The sequence below is a fragment of the Billgrantia desiderata genome, from assembly GCF_900108215.1.
Classification (GTDB): domain Bacteria; phylum Pseudomonadota; class Gammaproteobacteria; order Pseudomonadales; family Halomonadaceae; genus Halomonas; species Halomonas desiderata.
This window is the reverse complement of sequence record NZ_FNVC01000004.1, coordinates 100,023-114,612: the sequence shown is the minus strand read 5'-3', so window position 1 is coordinate 114,612 and position 14,590 is coordinate 100,023. Positions and strand designations below refer to the sequence as shown.

Below are 14,590 nucleotides of genomic sequence, written 5' to 3'. Positions count from 1 at the left end.
ACGCCGGTGCGGGTTAACGTTCGGCAAGGGCCCGACGGTACTCCTCGCGGTAGGCCTCGGCATGTCGCGCCGGTTCGGCAGGCAAGCGCCCCAAGGCCGCGGCCAGCTCGAAGAAGCCCTGTGCCGGCAGGCCATCGCGCCGGCTGACCACCAGCGCGGCGATGAAGGGTCGGCCGCGCTCGGCGTCTTCGCGCATCGACACTTCCAGCGCCTGGGCCACGCGCTGAATGGTCCGCGGCGGAGTGAGCCCCAAGGCCTCGGCGAGCTGCTGGTAGGTCATCGGCAGCGTAGCCGCTGGCGCCGCTTCGAGCAGGCGTCGGACCTGGGTTGGTAAATGGGCATCTTGGATCATGACGAATCGGTACTCGGCGCGTGAGACGACAGCCTACCGCACCGGCGAACTGGTCGTCAGCAGCACGGCGGCCACCAGCACGATCATGACCATCAGGCTGGCTTCCACGGCGATACTGCACCTCAATTGTAGCGTCGCCTCGGGCTTGCCACGCGCCACGGCGGGCACCAGCCACCAGCGGTTGGCCGCTCCCAGCAGCAGCAGCCCCATCACCAGCGTCAGCTTGACCGAGAGCAGTTGACCGTAAGCGGTGTCCAACAGCGCCCCCGGCCGGCCCCCCATCAGCCACATGGCCAGACTGCCGCCAGCGAGCAGCAACAGCGGTACCAGCAGCAGGCCGAAGCGCCCGAAGCGCAGCAGCTGCTCGGCCGATGCGCCCGATGCAGCGCTGCCAGCCACGCGGTAGAGGGGCGGTAGCGCTGCAGCCCAGAAGGAGGCAAGCCCCAGGTGCAGCATCAGCAGCACGCTCTGCCAAGGCGAACCGCGAGTGTGGCCGACGCGGGAAAAAGCCAGCAGGATCAGCACGACGCCAAGCGCGCCGACAGCGTAGCGGACACCACGGGGCGCCCCCTGCCAAAGCGCAACCGGCAGCAGTACCAGCCCCACCAGGGCCAGGCGCAGCCGTTCGCCCTGAGCGCTCTCGCCGACGATACCCAGCAGCACCGGGTTGAAGGCCGAGGCCCAGTTACCGCCCCCCAGGTAGGCGGCCTGGAGCAGCCACAGCAGCAGCAACATGACGATGCCGCAGCCGGCGGCAATGCAGGTGCTGCGGTCGAGCACGACGGTATCGCGGGGCGACAGGCCGGGAAAGGCTGCGCGGAACAGCAGCCCACCCACCGCCAGCAGCGCAGCGGCGTAGAAGCCCGCCAATGCCAGCACTCGGCCGGCCGTCCAAGGATCCAGGCCGGTCAATCCCACCGCTTACTCCTGAATCGCGAAGCGATAGCCACCCGACATGGTATGGCCATCCTCGGCGATGCCGCGCCATACGACCTCGTACTCGCCGGGCGCCAGGGTATCGGCGGGAACGGCTCCATGGGTCTCCGCCAACGGACCGAGCGGGTCTTCGCTGAGCTCCACCGCCCCTTCAGGCCCCATGACGTCGAACTGGGTGATGCGGATGGGCGAGTCGAAGCGAAGCTCCAGCCGCTCCGGTGCCTGCTCCAGGATCGCTCCGGCCTCGGGCTCGGTCTCGGTGACATGCGCATGCGCCCATAGCAGCGGGCTGGCCAGCATCAGGGCACACCCGGCGGCGAGCGCCAATTGCTTGGCACCACGCCGTGTCTGGGACAGCGGGGAAAGGGTCGCGACACGCTTCATGCATTTCTCCTTTGCGATCATGAATGCCTTTGAGCTGGACTGGCGGCTTCCTTAACCTCGACGGCTGCTTCAGGAAGGATGCTTCTGCTGATGACTCGTTGCCTTCCTGGCGGGCGCAGCCTGGTGCTCTTCCGGTTTCGCCGAACCCTGGTGCGTCAGTGGCTGAGCTTGATCGAGCCGCGGGTGGTTGTCGAGGAATTCGCGATGCGGGTCCGGCAATGCATCCAGTGCTTGCAGCGTGCGGGTCAGCACGTGGATGGCGGCCAGCACGTCCTGGGTATTGCCGGTCTCGGAGATGGTGTGCATGTTACGAATGGGGAAGCCGATGGAGGTAGCGGCACAGTCGATGGCGGCCAGCACGCCGGCCATGCCGTCGGTGCCGGTATCGGCGCCGACGATGTCGCGCTGCATGGGTATGCCATGCTCCCGGGCGGTGGTCTCGATGATGCGATTGAGCTGCTCGCTGGCGATAGCCCCCACCGACATGGTGAAGCCCTTGCCCATCTCCAGCGGCTGCATGCGCCGGTCGCCGATACCGGGGGCAGCCACGTAGTCGTGATTGACGTCGACCCCGATGATCACGTCGGGCTCCAGTTGACCGGCCAATACCCGGCTGCCGAAGCGACCGATCTCCTCGTAGCTGGCGATGGCGAACAGCACACGCACCTTTTCCGTACCGCCGGCCTCGGCGATCAGGCGCGCCACCTCGGCGGTGACGAAGCAGCCCAGGCCATTGTCCAGGTAGGCGCCGTAGAAGGTATCGGGGCTGAAGCCATGACGAATGGGGCGGTCGAAGATGATCGAGTCGCCGGGTCGCACGCCGAGGTTGAGCACCTGCTGCTTCTTGTTCTCACCGTGAATCTGCAGATCGAGATAGATCTGCTCCTTCTTGATGCCTTTGCGCCCTTCGCGCTGGGCCGGGTCGGAGAAGTGGATGGCACCCAGCGCCTCTACCGTTCCCCCCTGGATGATACGGTAGCGGCCCGGTGCTTCGGGATCCTCGCTGAACAGCTTGACCTCGTGGCCGATCAGCACGTTGGGCAGGAAGGAGTCGGTGTTGATCCAGACCTTGCCGTCGTCGCCGATGCTGCGCACCTGCATGCGGATCTTGTCGGCATGACCGACGATCATCACCTTGAACAGCTCGTCGCGGCCCGGGTGGGTGTCCCACACCACCGCGGCATGGCCCTTGAACTGGTGCAGGTGCCAGCTCTTGGGGGCGAAACTCTCGAAGTAAGGCTCGAGCACGCCGTAGGTCATGGCGGCTTCCAGACCCACGGGGCTTGGTGCATCCAGGATGCGCCGCATCAGGTCGAACTGCGTTTCCGGCATCGGCTCGGCCCAGGGCTTTTCGGTATCGCTCATCTCGCTTCCATTCTCGGTTGAAGGGTCTCTTCAGCGTAGTCTGCCAAAAGCAGCACAAATAAAAAGGCAAGGCTGCCAAGCCTTGCCTTCTCCGAGTCGTAACGCCAGGCGGTTCCCGTTGGAACGCTGGCCGGCCGGCTCACTGTCCCCAGGCGTCGCCCAGGGTCATGTCGCCGTCCACTTCGCTGTAGCGCTCCTCGTCATACTCCTGAGCGGACTCCTCGAGTTCGTCCTCGTCGTAGGGTTGACGGGTGACGAGCTGATCGTCTTGCAGCTCCATTTCCGCCAGCGGCAGGGTGATGTCGCTACCGCCCATGCCCCACAGGCCGCCAACGGTGATGACCACGTGCAGATCGCCGGTATCGTTGTCGCGAACCACGCTCTGAACGTCGCCGATCTCTTCGTCCTGCTGGTTCACCACGGTCATGCCTTCGATCTCGCTGACCTGCATGTCGCGCAGAGCATCGTCCAACTGGCCGGCGGCCATTGGGTCGTCCCCATCCGCCATGCCTTCTTCGCCGGTGTCCATCTCGTCCGGCTCATCCATGTCCGGCTCATCCATGTCCGGCTCATCCATGTCCGGCTCGTCCATGTCATCCGGCGCGTCCGTCAGATCGTCATCGTTTTGGGTATCCATGGTGGTCTGCTCTTCACCCACCGCGGCGTCACCGTTCAAGCCGTTCTCGTCCTCGGCGTTGTCCTGAGCCAAGGCGCCGCCGGCCAAGCCTGCTGAAATGGCACCGATAGCAATTGCCAACAATGTCCTTTTCATAACACTCCCTCCTAGAGTCGACACAGGTAACCACCTCCTGAACATAGCCGCTACGCCATCCAACCCACAGAAATCTTCAGAAAAATTTGGTAACTGCGCGTAGCCGCTTCGTTTCGCTTGGCCTGGCTGCCGGATACTCTGTTAAAAGAAAGGCAAGACCTTGATGGCCTTGCCTTTTTTCTTCCAAGTTGCAGCAGCTGTACTAGCGCTGCTCCATGGCCTCAGCCAGAGTGATGTCTCCATCCACCTCGCTGTAGCGCTCCTCGTCGTAGTCGGTGGCAAGATCGTCGAGCTCGTCCTGACCGATGATGTCCTGCAGCACCAGTTGCTCGCCTTCGAGCCGCATGTCGGCCAGCGGCAGGGCAACGTCGGAGCCGCCGAAAATCCAGAAGCCGCCCACCGAGAGCACGGCGTGAAGGTCGCCGGCATCGTCGTGACGCAGCACGTTTTCGACCTGCCCCAGGGTCTCGCCCTCCATGTTGACCACGGTCATGCCTTCTACCTCACCCGCCTGCAGCGAGGCGATGGACGGGTCCAGCTCGACGTCGCCCGGCCCCATCTCTTCGAAGCCCGCTTCCGGATCCTGCTGAGCGGCCTGACCGGCCTGCGCCGCGTCCCCGTCTTCGGCCGCCGGGGCATCCTGCGCCATGTCGGGCTCGGCGGTAGTGGCCTGGTCACCGGGATCGGCCTGGGTCTCGTCGTCGGTCACGTCCAGTTCCAGGTCGCCTTCCTGGTCCGTGACGGTATCGTCGCCGTTGGCTTCCTGGTCGTCATCCGCTGCCTCAGCGTCTGCAGGCGCGTCGTCGTACAGCTCCTCGTAGTCCTCGGCGTCGTCACCTTCGTCAGGCAACTCTTCCTCGTCCACCGTGACGTCCGTCTCGGCATCGTTGTCGTTCTGAGCGTTCTCGTCCTGTGCATTTCGGGGCTCGGCGGCCTGCTCCTCGCCCACGTTGCCGTTTTCATCGAGCTCGATGTCGTTGTCCTGCGCCAGGGTACCGCCGGCCAGTCCGGCGGAAATGGCACCGATGGCAATTGCCAGTAATGTCCTTTTCATCGTACGTCCTCCTTGGTATGGCCCCGCACCGTCAAGATATGCAGCCAGTCCATCTGGCTCCAGAAACGCAGCGCAACGAAACGTTGGGATTCGGCAACTTGCGTACGCTTCGGGCAATTCTCTCGGCGAGCCGATTGGCCCGCCCGGCTCACTCCATGAGTTCGAACCGATACCCGCCAGCCGAGGTCGTGCCGCTCGCTGCGGTGCCGCGCCAGACGATGCGATACTCGCCCGGCACCATGCGACCCGCCGGCACGGCACGATGACGCTCGGCCAGGGTATCCTGGGTCGTGTCACCGAGTTCGACCATGCCCTCGGGCCCGGATACCGCAAACAGCGTCAGGCGCAGCGGCTCGTCGAGCCGTATCGTCAGCTCCTCGGGCGCCTGTTCGAGCCTTGTGCCATCTTCGGGGAACGACTCCACCATCTCGGCCTGAGCCCAGAGCGGTGGCGCTCCGCCGAGCAGGATGGCAAGAGCGATGAAACGGCAAAGATGCCCGATGCCCCTGGTGCTTCCGACGCGATAGGCCAAACCTCTCATGTCTGCGGGTACACATAGCCGCTCCAGCCCTGGCCGGTGCCGAGATGGGTGGCCACGCCGACCACGTCGGGCCGATGCGTAGAGAGGGCGCTGCGCCCCTGCTGGGTACCCAGATGCGTGGCCACCATGCGCTGCGGCGCTTCCTGGCGCGCCGGGATCCTCGCACCGGCTACCGCCGACGAATCGGCCCGGCGCTGCCGGCGTGAACCGGAGCGAAGTTGAGAGACGACCAGCCAACCGAGGCCGACGCCAGTGACCAGCGCCGGCAGAGGGTTCTCGCGTATCGAGCGCTCCAGGTTGCGCAGCAAGCCCGCACCGGCTCCATTGCTGCGGGGCAGGTGACGCTTGACGCTTCGCTTGATGCGAGGCGGTGAGAGACGGCTCTCCAGCTCGTGCAGGGTGTTGTCGAGATGAGCACGGGAGCGACGAATCTCCTCTTCCAGCTCGTCGGCCCGGTGTCGATGATAACGGCTCATGGCATGCCTCCTTGGCGTCACCGTTGCGCTGACTTCCCTTGCTCTTCAAGCTGGCTCCGAAGCACGCAGTCGTCAAGTTGCGCAGGTTTGGGCCAGCACGGTTTCGATAGCCTCGCCGCCGGCAGGCCGCACCAGCCGGGCCACCTCCTCGCCATCCTGCAAGAACACCAGTGTCGGCCACAGCTTGACGCGGAAGAACCGGCCGAGGCGGCGGCCAGGGCCATCTTCGATCTTTAGATGTCGCACGTCGTCATGCCTGGCCAAGGCCCGCTGAAGCCCTGGCTGGATCACTTGGCAATAGCCGCACCAAGGCGTGCCGAACTCGATCACGGTGAGCCCTTCGAGTGCCTGCACCTGCTCGGGACTCGGCGCATTGGAGCTGTATTCGAACTGCATGGGCTTCTTGACTCCTCATCGGACCGGTATTTCCCCCTCCACGCCTGCCTGATACCAGCCTAGAGAGGGAAGCACGCTGCGCTCAATGCCCAATGGCTAGCTCGATGCCTGGCCGTCCTTGCCGTTCTCGTTGCGTCGCAGCCCCAGGTAGAGCCCGGTACACATCAGCAGCAGGATCACCACGAAAGGCAGCCCCGAGATGGTCGCCACCGCCTGCAGCGCCTCCAGCCCGCCGGCAGTGAGCAGGATGACCGCCACCACGCCCTCCATGATGGCCCAGAACATCCGCGTGGTTCTGGGCGGATGAGGGTCGCCGCCGGAGGTGATGATGTCGATGATCAACGAACCGGAATCCGACGAGGTGATGAAGAAGATCGCCACCGTGACGATCATCAGGGTCATGCTGGTGGTCACGATCCATTCGGGCATCTGGAAGTGGTCGAGGAACAGGAAGAACGCCAGCTCGGGCTCGTCCTCGACGATGTCGACCAGCCCGGCCGCCTCGAACAGCTCACGATAGAGCGCCGAACCGCCCATTACCGTGAGCCACAGAACCGAGGTGAGCGTGGGAACCAGCAGTACGCCGAGCAGGTACTGACGCAGCGTGCGGCCACGCGAGACACGGGCGATGAACAGACCGACGAAGGGCGACCAGGAGATCCACCAGGCGAAGTAGAACAGGGTCCACTCGCTCTGCCAGCTTTCGGCATCCGGCGGATTGAAGGCCTCGGTGAAGGTACCGCGGCTGGGAATCTCGTTGATGTAATTGCCAAAGCTTTGCAGCATCGAGTTGAAGATGAACTGGGTGGGGCCGAACAGCAGCACATAGAGCACCAGGGCGGCGCCGATGAGCAGCGCCAGCTTGGACAGCTGCTGTATGCCCTTGGCCAGGCCGGAGAGTACCGATATCAGCGCCACCGTGGTGATGCCGGCGATCAACGCGATCTGCACGCCGATGTTGTCGGGTATGCCATAGGCGTGCTCCAGGCCGGTATTGATCTGGCGCACGCCCAGGCCCAGCGATACGGCTACGCCGATCAGCGTACCGGTGGCGGCCATGGCATCGATCCCGTTGCCGATGGGCCCCTCCACCCGCTTCTTGCCCAGCAGCGGCATGAACGCCGAGCGAATGGTCAACGGCAGGCCGCGGTTGTAGCAGAAGTAGCACAGCGCAAGCCCCACCAGGCCGTACATCGACCAGCCGTGCAGTCCCCAGTGGAAGTAGCTGTGGACCAGCGCATCGCTTGCCGCCTGCTCGGTTTCGGCCTCGCCGAAGGGTGGGTCGGCGAAGAAGGAGACCGGCTCGGCCACGCCGTAGAACAGCAGGCCCACACCGGTACCGGCGGCGAACAGCATCGAGAACCAGCCCCAGTTGGAAAACTCCGGCCGTTCGTTCTCGCCGCCGAGCCTGACGCTGCCGTAGCGGCTGAAAATGAGATAGAGCGCCAGGATCAGGAAGGCGTTCATCGCTAACAGGTAGAACCAGCCGAGATTGTGGGAGATGGCGTCCTGCACCGCCTCGGCGCCGGCCTCGAGACGTTCGGGCATGGCGACCCCGAAGGCCACCAGAGCCAGGATGAGCGTGGCAGAGGAGAGAAAGACGGCGCGATGTACGGGCACGCCGAGCAGGTTGTGCCGCTTGGAACTTCCGTAGCGATCGGAATCGGAGCGAGTCGGCATATCCCTTGCCTCCTGCGAGGCGCGCTTGCACGCGCCAATACGTGGCTTCCATGCGCTGTTTTGGCATGAACCTTATGCAAACGATAGCAGTCGTGAGCGGCATGGAGGTGGCGAAATGCAAACCGACTTACGGCAACTCCCGGCCCGAGGGGATATGCTGAAGGTATCGATTCCTGGCTAGTCGAGCATCGTCATGTCCACCCCGAACTCACGGCGCCGCCCACGTGGTGGCCGATGGTTGCCCCGCCTTGCCTGGTTCAGCCTGCTGGTGCTGCTGCTGGCGGCACTGCTGCTGGCCGGCGCCGGGCCGGCCTATCGCCTGGAGCTGCTGCCCCTGGGCAGCGCCTTCGACATGCTGCGCCGTGGCGTCTATCTATCCGCCGCAGCCGCGGCCCTGGGGCTGCTGGCTCTGATCGCCGCGACCTTCTGCCGGCGCCTGCAGCCAGCATTGATCGGCGGAGTGGTGGTGGTCGCCACCGCCGCCATGCTCGCCGTTCCCTGGCTGCACTGGCAGCGTGCCCAGACGGCCCCGCCGATACACGACATCACCACCGATACCGAGAACCCGCCCGCCTTCGAAACCTTGGCAGCCGCCCGCGAGGCAGCGCCCAATGCCGTGGAGTACCCGGGCGAATCGGTGGCCCGCCAGCAGCGCGAGGCCTACCCCGACATCCAGCCGATGATCCTCGACGTGCCGCTCAATCTGGCCCGCGACGTCGCCGAAGCCGCGGCACTGGACATGGGCTGGCAATTGGCCCACAACTCCCTGACCCGCATCGAGGCCACCGATACCACCACCTGGTTCGGCTTCAAGGACGACATCGTCATCCGCCTCAGCGAAGACGACGACGGCATACGCCTCGACGTTCGCTCGGCCTCGCGTATGGGGCGCGGCGATGTAGGCGCCAATGCGGCTCGCATCCGCGCCTACTTCGAGGCCGTCGAGCGACGCCTCGATTGAGCCTGGAAGCCGCCCACGACGAGCGCGGGCGGCCCCTGGGGGCGATGGTCAGTTCGCCGGCGGCAGTGCCTCGATGGTACGCAACGCCTCGTCGACGATACCCTGACGTTTGGGCAGGTCGGCCATGCGGTTGGGGGTTTCCATGTTGAGAGCGAAGAACACCGGACCGTTGGGGCGCTCCACCCAGCCCACCCACCAGCCGAGCTGACCGCTCCAGCCGGTCTTGCCACGCACTATCCAGTCGCTGCCGGCAGCAGTGATCATCAGATCCTTGACCAGGCGCTGGTCGGCCTCGTCGAACGGCAGCTCATTACGATAGAGACGCTCGAGGAATTCGATCTGCTCCTCGGCCGAGATCTCCAGCATGCCTTCGTCGAGCCAGAAGTTCTCGAGGTCGTCACCGATCTCGGCGTTGCCGTAGTCGATCGCTTCCAGATAGCGGCGCTCCCTCTCCTCGCCCAGCTCGCGGGCGAACTGCTGGTAGAGCCACACTACCGAGCTGCGCATGCCAGAGCGCAGGTCCTGATCGGCATTCCACGGGGGAATGCTGCGCTCGACGCCATCCCAGGCAAAGACCTGGAACTCATCCTCCGCCACGCCGGCATCCAGAGCGAACAGGGTATGGGGAATCTTGAACGTGGAAGCCGGCACGAAGCGTTCCCTGGCCCGCTCGCCGTCGTGTACCAGCGTGGCGGCGTTACCGTTGCGCTTGTCGACCACCAATAGGGTGCCGCTGGCTTCGTTGGCACGGAAAATCTCGCTCCAGTCGCTGCGTTCCTGCCAGGCATCGGCCAGTGCGTTGGCCGGTGCCAGCGCCAGGGCCAGCGTGCCCGCCATGAATGTTTTGAGGGCTTTCTTCTTGATACTCATGGTTCCATCCGCTTGTCGTAGGGTTCTGTTGGTAAAGACGACGCGTCGCAGCGCAGAGTAGCGGCCGGCTGGAGGGCGACACAAACCATGATATCTTGCACGAGCCATAAACTGAGCTTGGGCATATGACGAGACCTTATCTGCCGCTCAACGCCCTGCGTGCCTTCGAGGCAGCAGCGCGCCATCTGAGCCTCACCCACGCCGCCGACGAACTGAACGTGACCCAAGCGGCCGTGAGCCATCAGGTCAAGCTGCTGGAAGAACGCCTGGGCGTGGCACTGTTCAAGCGCCTGCCCCGGGGGTTGATGATCACCGCCGAGGGCGAGGCGCTGCTGCCGGTGATGCGGGAGTCCTTCGACCGCATGGCGAACATGCTGGAACGGCTCGAGGGCGGCAGGGTGCGCGACATTCTCCATGTCGGCGCGGTAGGCACCTTTGCAGTGGGCTGGCTGCTGCCACGCCTGGCGCACTTTCAGGCCCGTCACCCGCTGATCGAAGTTCGGATTTCGACCCACAACAACAGGGTGGACATGGCCAGCGAAGGGCTGGACTATGCCATTCGCTTCGGCGATGGGGCCTGGCATGGGCTCGAGGCTCAGCGGCTCTTCGATGCGCCGCTCTCTCCCCTGTGCGCGCCGCGCCTGGCGGAAACGCTCAGGGCACCGTCGGACCTGTTCCGTCACACCCTGCTGCGCTCCTATCGCGAGAGCGAATGGAGCCACTGGTTCGCCGCCGCGGGCATCTCCCGCCCACCCGCACGCCCCTGCGGCATCACTTTCGACTCTTCGCTGGCCATGATGGAAGCCGCGGTTCAGGGGGCCGGGGTGGCCCTCGCGCCACCGCGCATGTTTGCCCGCCTGCTGGGCAGCGGCCAGGTCGTGCAGCCCTTCGACATTCACGCCGCACTGGGCAGCTATTGGCTGACGCGCCTCAAGTCACGCAAGCTCAGCGCGGCCATGGCGACTTTCGCCAACTGGCTGTTCGAAGAGGTACGCTTGGCCTACGGCAGCAAGGCCTAGGCTGCCACCCGATATCGCACCCAATGCCAGGAGGCCGACATGCTGCGACTCTCCAATAGCGTGGAGCTGGCCGATCACGAGATCGAGCTCAGCCAGATACGCGCCCAGGGCGCAGGCGGCCAGAACGTCAACAAGGTGGCCTCCGCGGTGCACCTGCGCTTCGACATCCCCGCTTCGAGCCTGCCGCCCTTCTACAAGGAGCGCCTGCTGTCGCTCTCCGACAGCCGTATCACCAAGGAGGGCGTGGTGGTGATCAAGGCACAGAGTTTTCGCACCTACGAGCAGAACCGCGAAGACGCCCTGGAGCGGCTCAAGGCGCTGATCCAGGAAGCGGTGAAGACGCGCAAGGCGCGCAAACCGACCAAGCCGAGCCGCGCCTCGAAGCAGAAGCGCATGGACAAGAAGACGAAGAAGGGGCAGACCAAGGCGCTGCGCGGCAAGATAAAGTTGTAGGAGGGGAATGGCTGCTAGGCTTTAGCCTAAACGCCGTGCAAGGAGCCACCATGCCGTCGAGAAGAGCCTCGCGCCCGTTGAGCCCGCCGCTGGAGCGCCTGCACCTGGTCTGGGACCTGCTGATCATCGTGCTGGTGGTGGCCAACCTGGCACTGCTGCTGTTCGACGCGCTGTTTCTGCTCGGCCCGCTCAACGAGGCCTTTGCCACCGTGGCCCCCGGGCTGCATGGCGCCTATGACCGGCATATCCATGAGAATTTCGTCGAGATCGATCTGGTGTTCGTGGCCATCTTCGTGCTCGACGTGCTGCTCGGCTGGGCGGTGGCCATCGCCGAGCGCCGCTACCATCGCTGGTTCTTCTATCCCTTCGTGCACTGGTACGACGTGCTCGGTTGCATCCCGGTGGGCGGCTTCCGCCTGCTACGCATCCTGCGCGTGATCTCGCTGCTCACCCGGCTGCACCGGCTGGGGCTGATCGACGTGCGCGGCTGGCGGCTCTATGCCGTCTATGCCAAGTACTACGAGATCTTCTTCGAGGAGCTCTCGGACCGCGTGGCGATCCGCCTGCTGGGCAACATGCAGGAGCAGATCCGTTCCAGCGATTCGCTCTCCACGCGGGTCGTCGACCGGGTGGTGATGCCGCGCAAGCATCAGCTCATTCACGAGCTGTCGCGGCGACTGGAGGAGATGGCCGGCAATGCCTACGCGCGCAACCGCCAGGAGACCATGCATTACGTCAGTTCGCTGGTAGGCCGCACCGTGGCGGAAAGTCAGGAGATCCGCCGCCTGCGCCGCCTGCCGATGGGCGATACGCTCGCCCGCAGCATGGAGTCGAGCCTGCGCGATCTGGCCTGCCGCCTGGTGGACGAAGCCATGGCGGGATTGCGCTCGCCGGAGTTCACGGCCCTGGTGGAACGCCTCGCCGACAGCAGCTTCGATACCTGGCTGCAGGTCGACGAGCACACCGACCGGGTGACCGAACAGGTGCTCGTCGACATGCTCGAACTGGTCAAGGAGCAGATCGCCGTCAAGCAGTGGCGCCGCCGCTACGACTGACGGCGCCACAGTCGCGTTCAGGGGTGACGTGCGCTGAGGATATGATGCACCCCGCCACAATCCACCATCGGGTCTTCGCAGTTGACCACGATCTCCGAGCGCGCCAACACGTAGCTCTTGCCGGTGATGGTGTTCTCCACCACCTGGTGCTTGCCGCCGGCCTCACGCGCTTCGATGAACTGACCGATGAAACCGGTTTCGCGCAGCGAAACGGTTTCCAGCCGGTCGCCGGGCTTGATGGTGCCCTCGTAGTGCATCAGCGCCAGTCGCGCCGAGGTGCCGGTACCGGTGGTGCTACGACAGATCACGCCGGGGTGCACGTAGGTCGTCGAGCGTGAGCGGTAGAAGTCGTCGGCGATCTGCTCCACCGGCCCCATGAAGTGCAGGAACGGCAGCGGGCCGACGTCGCCCAGGGTGTAGTGTGAGAAGCCGCTGCGCGCCTGGATCGCCTCGACGATGCGATGAGCGCACTCGGCCAGCGCCCGCTCCTCCTCGCGCTTGAGCGAGAAGCCGAGCTCGGCCGCATCCACCAGGGCGTAGAAGCCGCCGCTGTAGGCGATGCTGTAGGTCACGTCGCCCACCTCGGGCACGTGGATGGTGGCCCGATGGGTGTCGATGTAGCTCGGCAGACCGCCACAGGTGATCGCCTCCACTACGCCGTTCTCGACCCGCGCTTCGATCTTCACCAGCCCGGCGGGGGATTCCAGCGTGAAGTGCTGGATACCTTCGCGCTTGGGGATCAGCCCGGTTTCGAGCAGCGCCGTGGCGGTACAGATGGTGTTGGAACCGGAATAGATGGGGTAGCCCATCACCTCCATGATGATGTAGCCCATCTGCGCCCGGGGGTCGCAGGCGGGCACGATCAGATCCACCGACATCTCGGGAATGCCGTAGGGCTCGCCCAGTAGCAGCTTGCGCAGGCCGTCGGCGTCGTTCTCCAGGTACTCCATCTGCTGGCGCACGGTGTCGCCGGGCAGCGGGTCGATGCCGCCGATCACGATCCGGCTGACGTCGCCGCCGGCATGGGTGTCGAGCAGTTGCAGGGTCAGTTCGTGGCTCATGCGTCGTCCTTGAAAACGGTGCCCTTGAAAAGATTGCCCTCGAGCGCGAAGGGAGCTCCGTGCTCGGCCCATTGGGAATCGGGCACGACGACGATCTTGCCCAGGTAGTTGCTGCCGCGGTTGACGAAGTAGCGCTCGGCCTCGTGCAGCTCGGAGAGCTTGAACGCAGCGTGCAGCACCGGCTTGAGCTGGCCGGAACGAATCCACTCGATGAGCTGCTCGGCCTCCTCGCGGGTGCCGTGGGAAACGCCGAAGATCTGCACCTGGTAGAGATAGATGCGGGTCCACATGATCTCGCTGAGGTTGCCGCCGCTGGCCCCGGCGATGGAGAGCCGCGGGTAGGTGGTGCGCGCCTTCATGTCGCCGATCATGGTGTCGATGAACAGATCGGTCATCTCGCCGCCGACCAGGTCCATCACCGCATCGATGGGCGCCCCACCGGTGGCCTTGAGCACGCGCTCGACGAAGGTGGAGAGATCGCCGCGGTCGATCACCGCCTCGGCGCCCAGCGCCAGCAGCGCTTCGGCCTTGTCGGGCTGGCTCACCGCATAGGGAATCGCCCCGACGATGCGGCACATCTGGATCAGCGCGGCGCCCACGCCGCCGCTGGCTCCGCTGACCAGCACCCGCTCCCCCGCCGCGACCCTGGCCGAGGTCATCATGTGGTAGCCGGTCTGATAGGAGCACATGCCCATCGCCGCCAGCTCGGCGTCAGCGAGCTCCGGGTTGGGCACGTGATGGAACTGGTCCGACGGTACGGCGATGTACTCGGCGTAGCCGCCATCGGCGCCGTGGCCGTAGTAGTCCGGCGTCAGGTTGATGTCGCGCCGCGCGTCGGGGTAGAGGTTGAAGTCGAGCAGGCCGCGCTCGCCGATGCGCGAGGCAGCGACACCCTCGCCCACCGCCACCACGCGACCGGCCACGTCGGCACCCTGGATGCGCGGGAAGGTCAGGGTCGGCTCGCCGCCCATGGCGAAGGAGGTCACCTCGCCCTTGTCCTTGGTCGGGTAGAGCCCTTCACGGGCCTTGCGGTCGGTGTTGTTCTTGGCCGTGGCGGTGACCTGTACCAGCACCTCCCCCGGCCCGGGGCGCGGCGTGGCAACATCGCTTCGATACTCCAGCTTGTCGATGTCGCCGTGGCCGGTCAGGACCATGGCATGCATGGTGGCTGGGATAGTCGCGAGGTTTTCCATGGGCACGAGGGTCCTCCTGTCA

The 14,590-nt window shown here is 65.1% G+C and carries 17 protein-coding genes; 4 read left to right on the top strand and 13 right to left on the bottom strand.

Annotation, left to right across the window (positions count from 1 at the left end; all coding sequences use genetic code 11):
• Nucleotides 1-13: 13 nt before the first annotated feature.
• From C4S71_RS05825 to C4S71_RS05780, 10 genes are all read right to left on the bottom strand, one after another.
• The gene (locus C4S71_RS05825) at nucleotides 14-352 is read right to left on the bottom strand and encodes a hypothetical protein (protein ID WP_103968509.1); all 339 of its coding nucleotides are present in this window, start codon (nucleotides 350-352) and stop codon (nucleotides 14-16) included.
• Nucleotides 353-385: 33 nt separating this feature from the next.
• Nucleotides 386-1,270: a CopD family protein gene (locus tag C4S71_RS05820; RefSeq protein WP_200825237.1), complete on the bottom strand. Its 885-nt coding sequence runs from the start codon at nucleotides 1,268-1,270 to the stop codon at nucleotides 386-388.
• A gap of 3 nt (nucleotides 1,271-1,273) precedes the next feature.
• The gene (locus tag C4S71_RS05815) at nucleotides 1,274-1,672 is read right to left on the bottom strand and encodes a copper resistance CopC family protein (protein ID WP_160113362.1); all 399 of its coding nucleotides are present in this window, start codon (nucleotides 1,670-1,672) and stop codon (nucleotides 1,274-1,276) included.
• A gap of 69 nt (nucleotides 1,673-1,741) precedes the next feature.
• The gene (locus tag C4S71_RS05810; RefSeq protein ID WP_103968508.1) at nucleotides 1,742-3,037 is read right to left on the bottom strand and encodes a M20/M25/M40 family metallo-hydrolase; all 1,296 of its coding nucleotides are present in this window, start codon (nucleotides 3,035-3,037) and stop codon (nucleotides 1,742-1,744) included.
• 139 nt (nucleotides 3,038-3,176) lie between these two features.
• A complete protein-coding gene (locus C4S71_RS05805) occupies nucleotides 3,177-3,809 on the bottom strand; it encodes a PRC-barrel domain-containing protein (protein WP_160113361.1) in 633 nt (210 codons plus the stop codon).
• Nucleotides 3,810-4,011: 202 nt separating this feature from the next.
• Entirely contained in the window at nucleotides 4,012-4,863 is an 852-nt protein-coding gene (locus tag C4S71_RS05800; RefSeq protein WP_103968507.1) for a PRC-barrel domain-containing protein, read from the bottom strand.
• Between the two features lie 148 nt (nucleotides 4,864-5,011).
• The gene (locus tag C4S71_RS05795; RefSeq protein WP_103968506.1) at nucleotides 5,012-5,404 is read right to left on the bottom strand and encodes a copper resistance CopC family protein; all 393 of its coding nucleotides are present in this window, start codon (nucleotides 5,402-5,404) and stop codon (nucleotides 5,012-5,014) included.
• Nucleotides 5,401-5,880, bottom strand: coding sequence for a DUF3618 domain-containing protein (locus C4S71_RS05790; protein WP_103968505.1), 480 nt, complete (start codon nucleotides 5,878-5,880; stop codon nucleotides 5,401-5,403). Before C4S71_RS05790 ends, C4S71_RS05795 begins: the two co-directional genes overlap by 4 nt.
• Nucleotides 5,881-5,952: 72 nt before the next feature.
• Nucleotides 5,953-6,276 (bottom strand): thioredoxin family protein, encoded by a 324-nt coding sequence (locus tag C4S71_RS05785; RefSeq protein WP_086508197.1) that lies wholly within the window; start codon nucleotides 6,274-6,276, stop codon nucleotides 5,953-5,955.
• Between the two features lie 96 nt (nucleotides 6,277-6,372).
• The gene (locus C4S71_RS05780) at nucleotides 6,373-7,956 is read right to left on the bottom strand and encodes a BCCT family transporter (protein ID WP_103968504.1); all 1,584 of its coding nucleotides are present in this window, start codon (nucleotides 7,954-7,956) and stop codon (nucleotides 6,373-6,375) included.
• Between the two features lie 193 nt (nucleotides 7,957-8,149).
• Here C4S71_RS05780 and C4S71_RS05775 point away from each other — a divergent pair, with 193 nt between their 5' ends.
• Nucleotides 8,150-8,917: a DUF1499 domain-containing protein gene (locus C4S71_RS05775; RefSeq protein WP_103968503.1), complete on the top strand. Its 768-nt coding sequence runs from the start codon at nucleotides 8,150-8,152 to the stop codon at nucleotides 8,915-8,917.
• 48 nt (nucleotides 8,918-8,965) lie between these two features.
• On the opposite strand, the gene blaOXA is transcribed toward C4S71_RS05775, so the two are convergent.
• Entirely contained in the window at nucleotides 8,966-9,754 is a 789-nt protein-coding gene (gene blaOXA, locus C4S71_RS05770) for a class D beta-lactamase (protein ID WP_103968592.1), read from the bottom strand.
• A gap of 158 nt (nucleotides 9,755-9,912) precedes the next feature.
• Between blaOXA and C4S71_RS05765 the strand changes: the two genes are divergently transcribed.
• From C4S71_RS05765 to C4S71_RS05755, 3 genes are read left to right on the top strand one after another with little or no spacing between them, the layout of a single operon-like run.
• Nucleotides 9,913-10,806 (top strand): LysR family transcriptional regulator, encoded by an 894-nt coding sequence (locus C4S71_RS05765; protein WP_103968502.1) that lies wholly within the window; start codon nucleotides 9,913-9,915, stop codon nucleotides 10,804-10,806.
• Between the two features lie 39 nt (nucleotides 10,807-10,845).
• Nucleotides 10,846-11,259, top strand: a complete 414-nt coding sequence (gene arfB / locus C4S71_RS05760; RefSeq protein WP_086508193.1) for an alternative ribosome rescue aminoacyl-tRNA hydrolase ArfB — start codon at nucleotides 10,846-10,848, stop codon at nucleotides 11,257-11,259.
• Nucleotides 11,260-11,309: 50 nt separating this feature from the next.
• Nucleotides 11,310-12,314, top strand: coding sequence for an ion transporter (locus C4S71_RS05755; protein ID WP_103968501.1), 1,005 nt, complete (start codon nucleotides 11,310-11,312; stop codon nucleotides 12,312-12,314).
• A 17-nt stretch (nucleotides 12,315-12,331) separates the two neighbouring features.
• Here the strand turns inward: C4S71_RS05755 and C4S71_RS05750 are convergent, their stop codons facing one another.
• Complete coding sequence (locus C4S71_RS05750) at nucleotides 12,332-13,375, bottom strand: proline racemase family protein (protein ID WP_103968500.1); 1,044 nt, start codon at nucleotides 13,373-13,375, stop codon at nucleotides 12,332-12,334.
• Nucleotides 13,372-14,568 carry an alcohol dehydrogenase catalytic domain-containing protein gene (locus C4S71_RS05745; RefSeq protein WP_086508190.1) on the bottom strand — a complete coding sequence of 399 codons (1,197 nt, stop codon included), beginning with the start codon at nucleotides 14,566-14,568 and terminating at the stop codon, nucleotides 13,372-13,374. The genes C4S71_RS05750 and C4S71_RS05745 overlap by 4 nt, the downstream gene beginning before the upstream one ends.
• Between the last annotated feature and the right edge of the window lie 22 nt (nucleotides 14,569-14,590).

Excerpts from the sequence above, each read along its gene's own strand:
- C4S71_RS05785 (WP_086508197.1), bottom strand. The coding sequence starts at position 6,276 with ATGCAGTTCGAATACAGCTCCAATGCGCCGAGTCCCGAGCAGGTGCAG.
- C4S71_RS05775 (WP_103968503.1), top strand. The coding sequence starts at position 8,150 with ATGTCCACCCCGAACTCACGGCGCCGCCCACGTGGTGGCCGATGGTTG.
- C4S71_RS05755 (WP_103968501.1), top strand. The coding sequence starts at position 11,310 with ATGCCGTCGAGAAGAGCCTCGCGCCCGTTGAGCCCGCCGCTGGAGCGC.
- C4S71_RS05805 (WP_160113361.1), bottom strand. The coding sequence starts at position 3,809 with ATGAAAAGGACATTGTTGGCAATTGCTATCGGTGCCATTTCAGCAGGC.
- C4S71_RS05750 (WP_103968500.1), bottom strand. The coding sequence starts at position 13,375 with ATGAGCCACGAACTGACCCTGCAACTGCTCGACACCCATGCCGGCGGC.
- C4S71_RS05810 (WP_103968508.1), bottom strand. The coding sequence starts at position 3,037 with ATGAGCGATACCGAAAAGCCCTGGGCCGAGCCGATGCCGGAAACGCAG.
- C4S71_RS05765 (WP_103968502.1), top strand. The coding sequence starts at position 9,913 with ATGACGAGACCTTATCTGCCGCTCAACGCCCTGCGTGCCTTCGAGGCA.
- C4S71_RS05790 (WP_103968505.1), bottom strand. The coding sequence starts at position 5,880 with ATGAGCCGTTATCATCGACACCGGGCCGACGAGCTGGAAGAGGAGATT.
- C4S71_RS05780 (WP_103968504.1), bottom strand. The coding sequence starts at position 7,956 with ATGCCGACTCGCTCCGATTCCGATCGCTACGGAAGTTCCAAGCGGCAC.
- arfB (WP_086508193.1), top strand. The coding sequence starts at position 10,846 with ATGCTGCGACTCTCCAATAGCGTGGAGCTGGCCGATCACGAGATCGAG.
- C4S71_RS05815 (WP_160113362.1), bottom strand. The coding sequence starts at position 1,672 with ATGAAGCGTGTCGCGACCCTTTCCCCGCTGTCCCAGACACGGCGTGGT.
- C4S71_RS05795 (WP_103968506.1), bottom strand. The coding sequence starts at position 5,404 with ATGAGAGGTTTGGCCTATCGCGTCGGAAGCACCAGGGGCATCGGGCAT.
- C4S71_RS05800 (WP_103968507.1), bottom strand. The coding sequence starts at position 4,863 with ATGAAAAGGACATTACTGGCAATTGCCATCGGTGCCATTTCCGCCGGA.
- C4S71_RS05825 (WP_103968509.1), bottom strand. The coding sequence starts at position 352 with ATGATCCAAGATGCCCATTTACCAACCCAGGTCCGACGCCTGCTCGAA.
- C4S71_RS05745 (WP_086508190.1), bottom strand. The coding sequence starts at position 14,568 with ATGGAAAACCTCGCGACTATCCCAGCCACCATGCATGCCATGGTCCTG.
- blaOXA (WP_103968592.1), bottom strand. The coding sequence starts at position 9,754 with ATGGCGGGCACGCTGGCCCTGGCGCTGGCACCGGCCAACGCACTGGCC.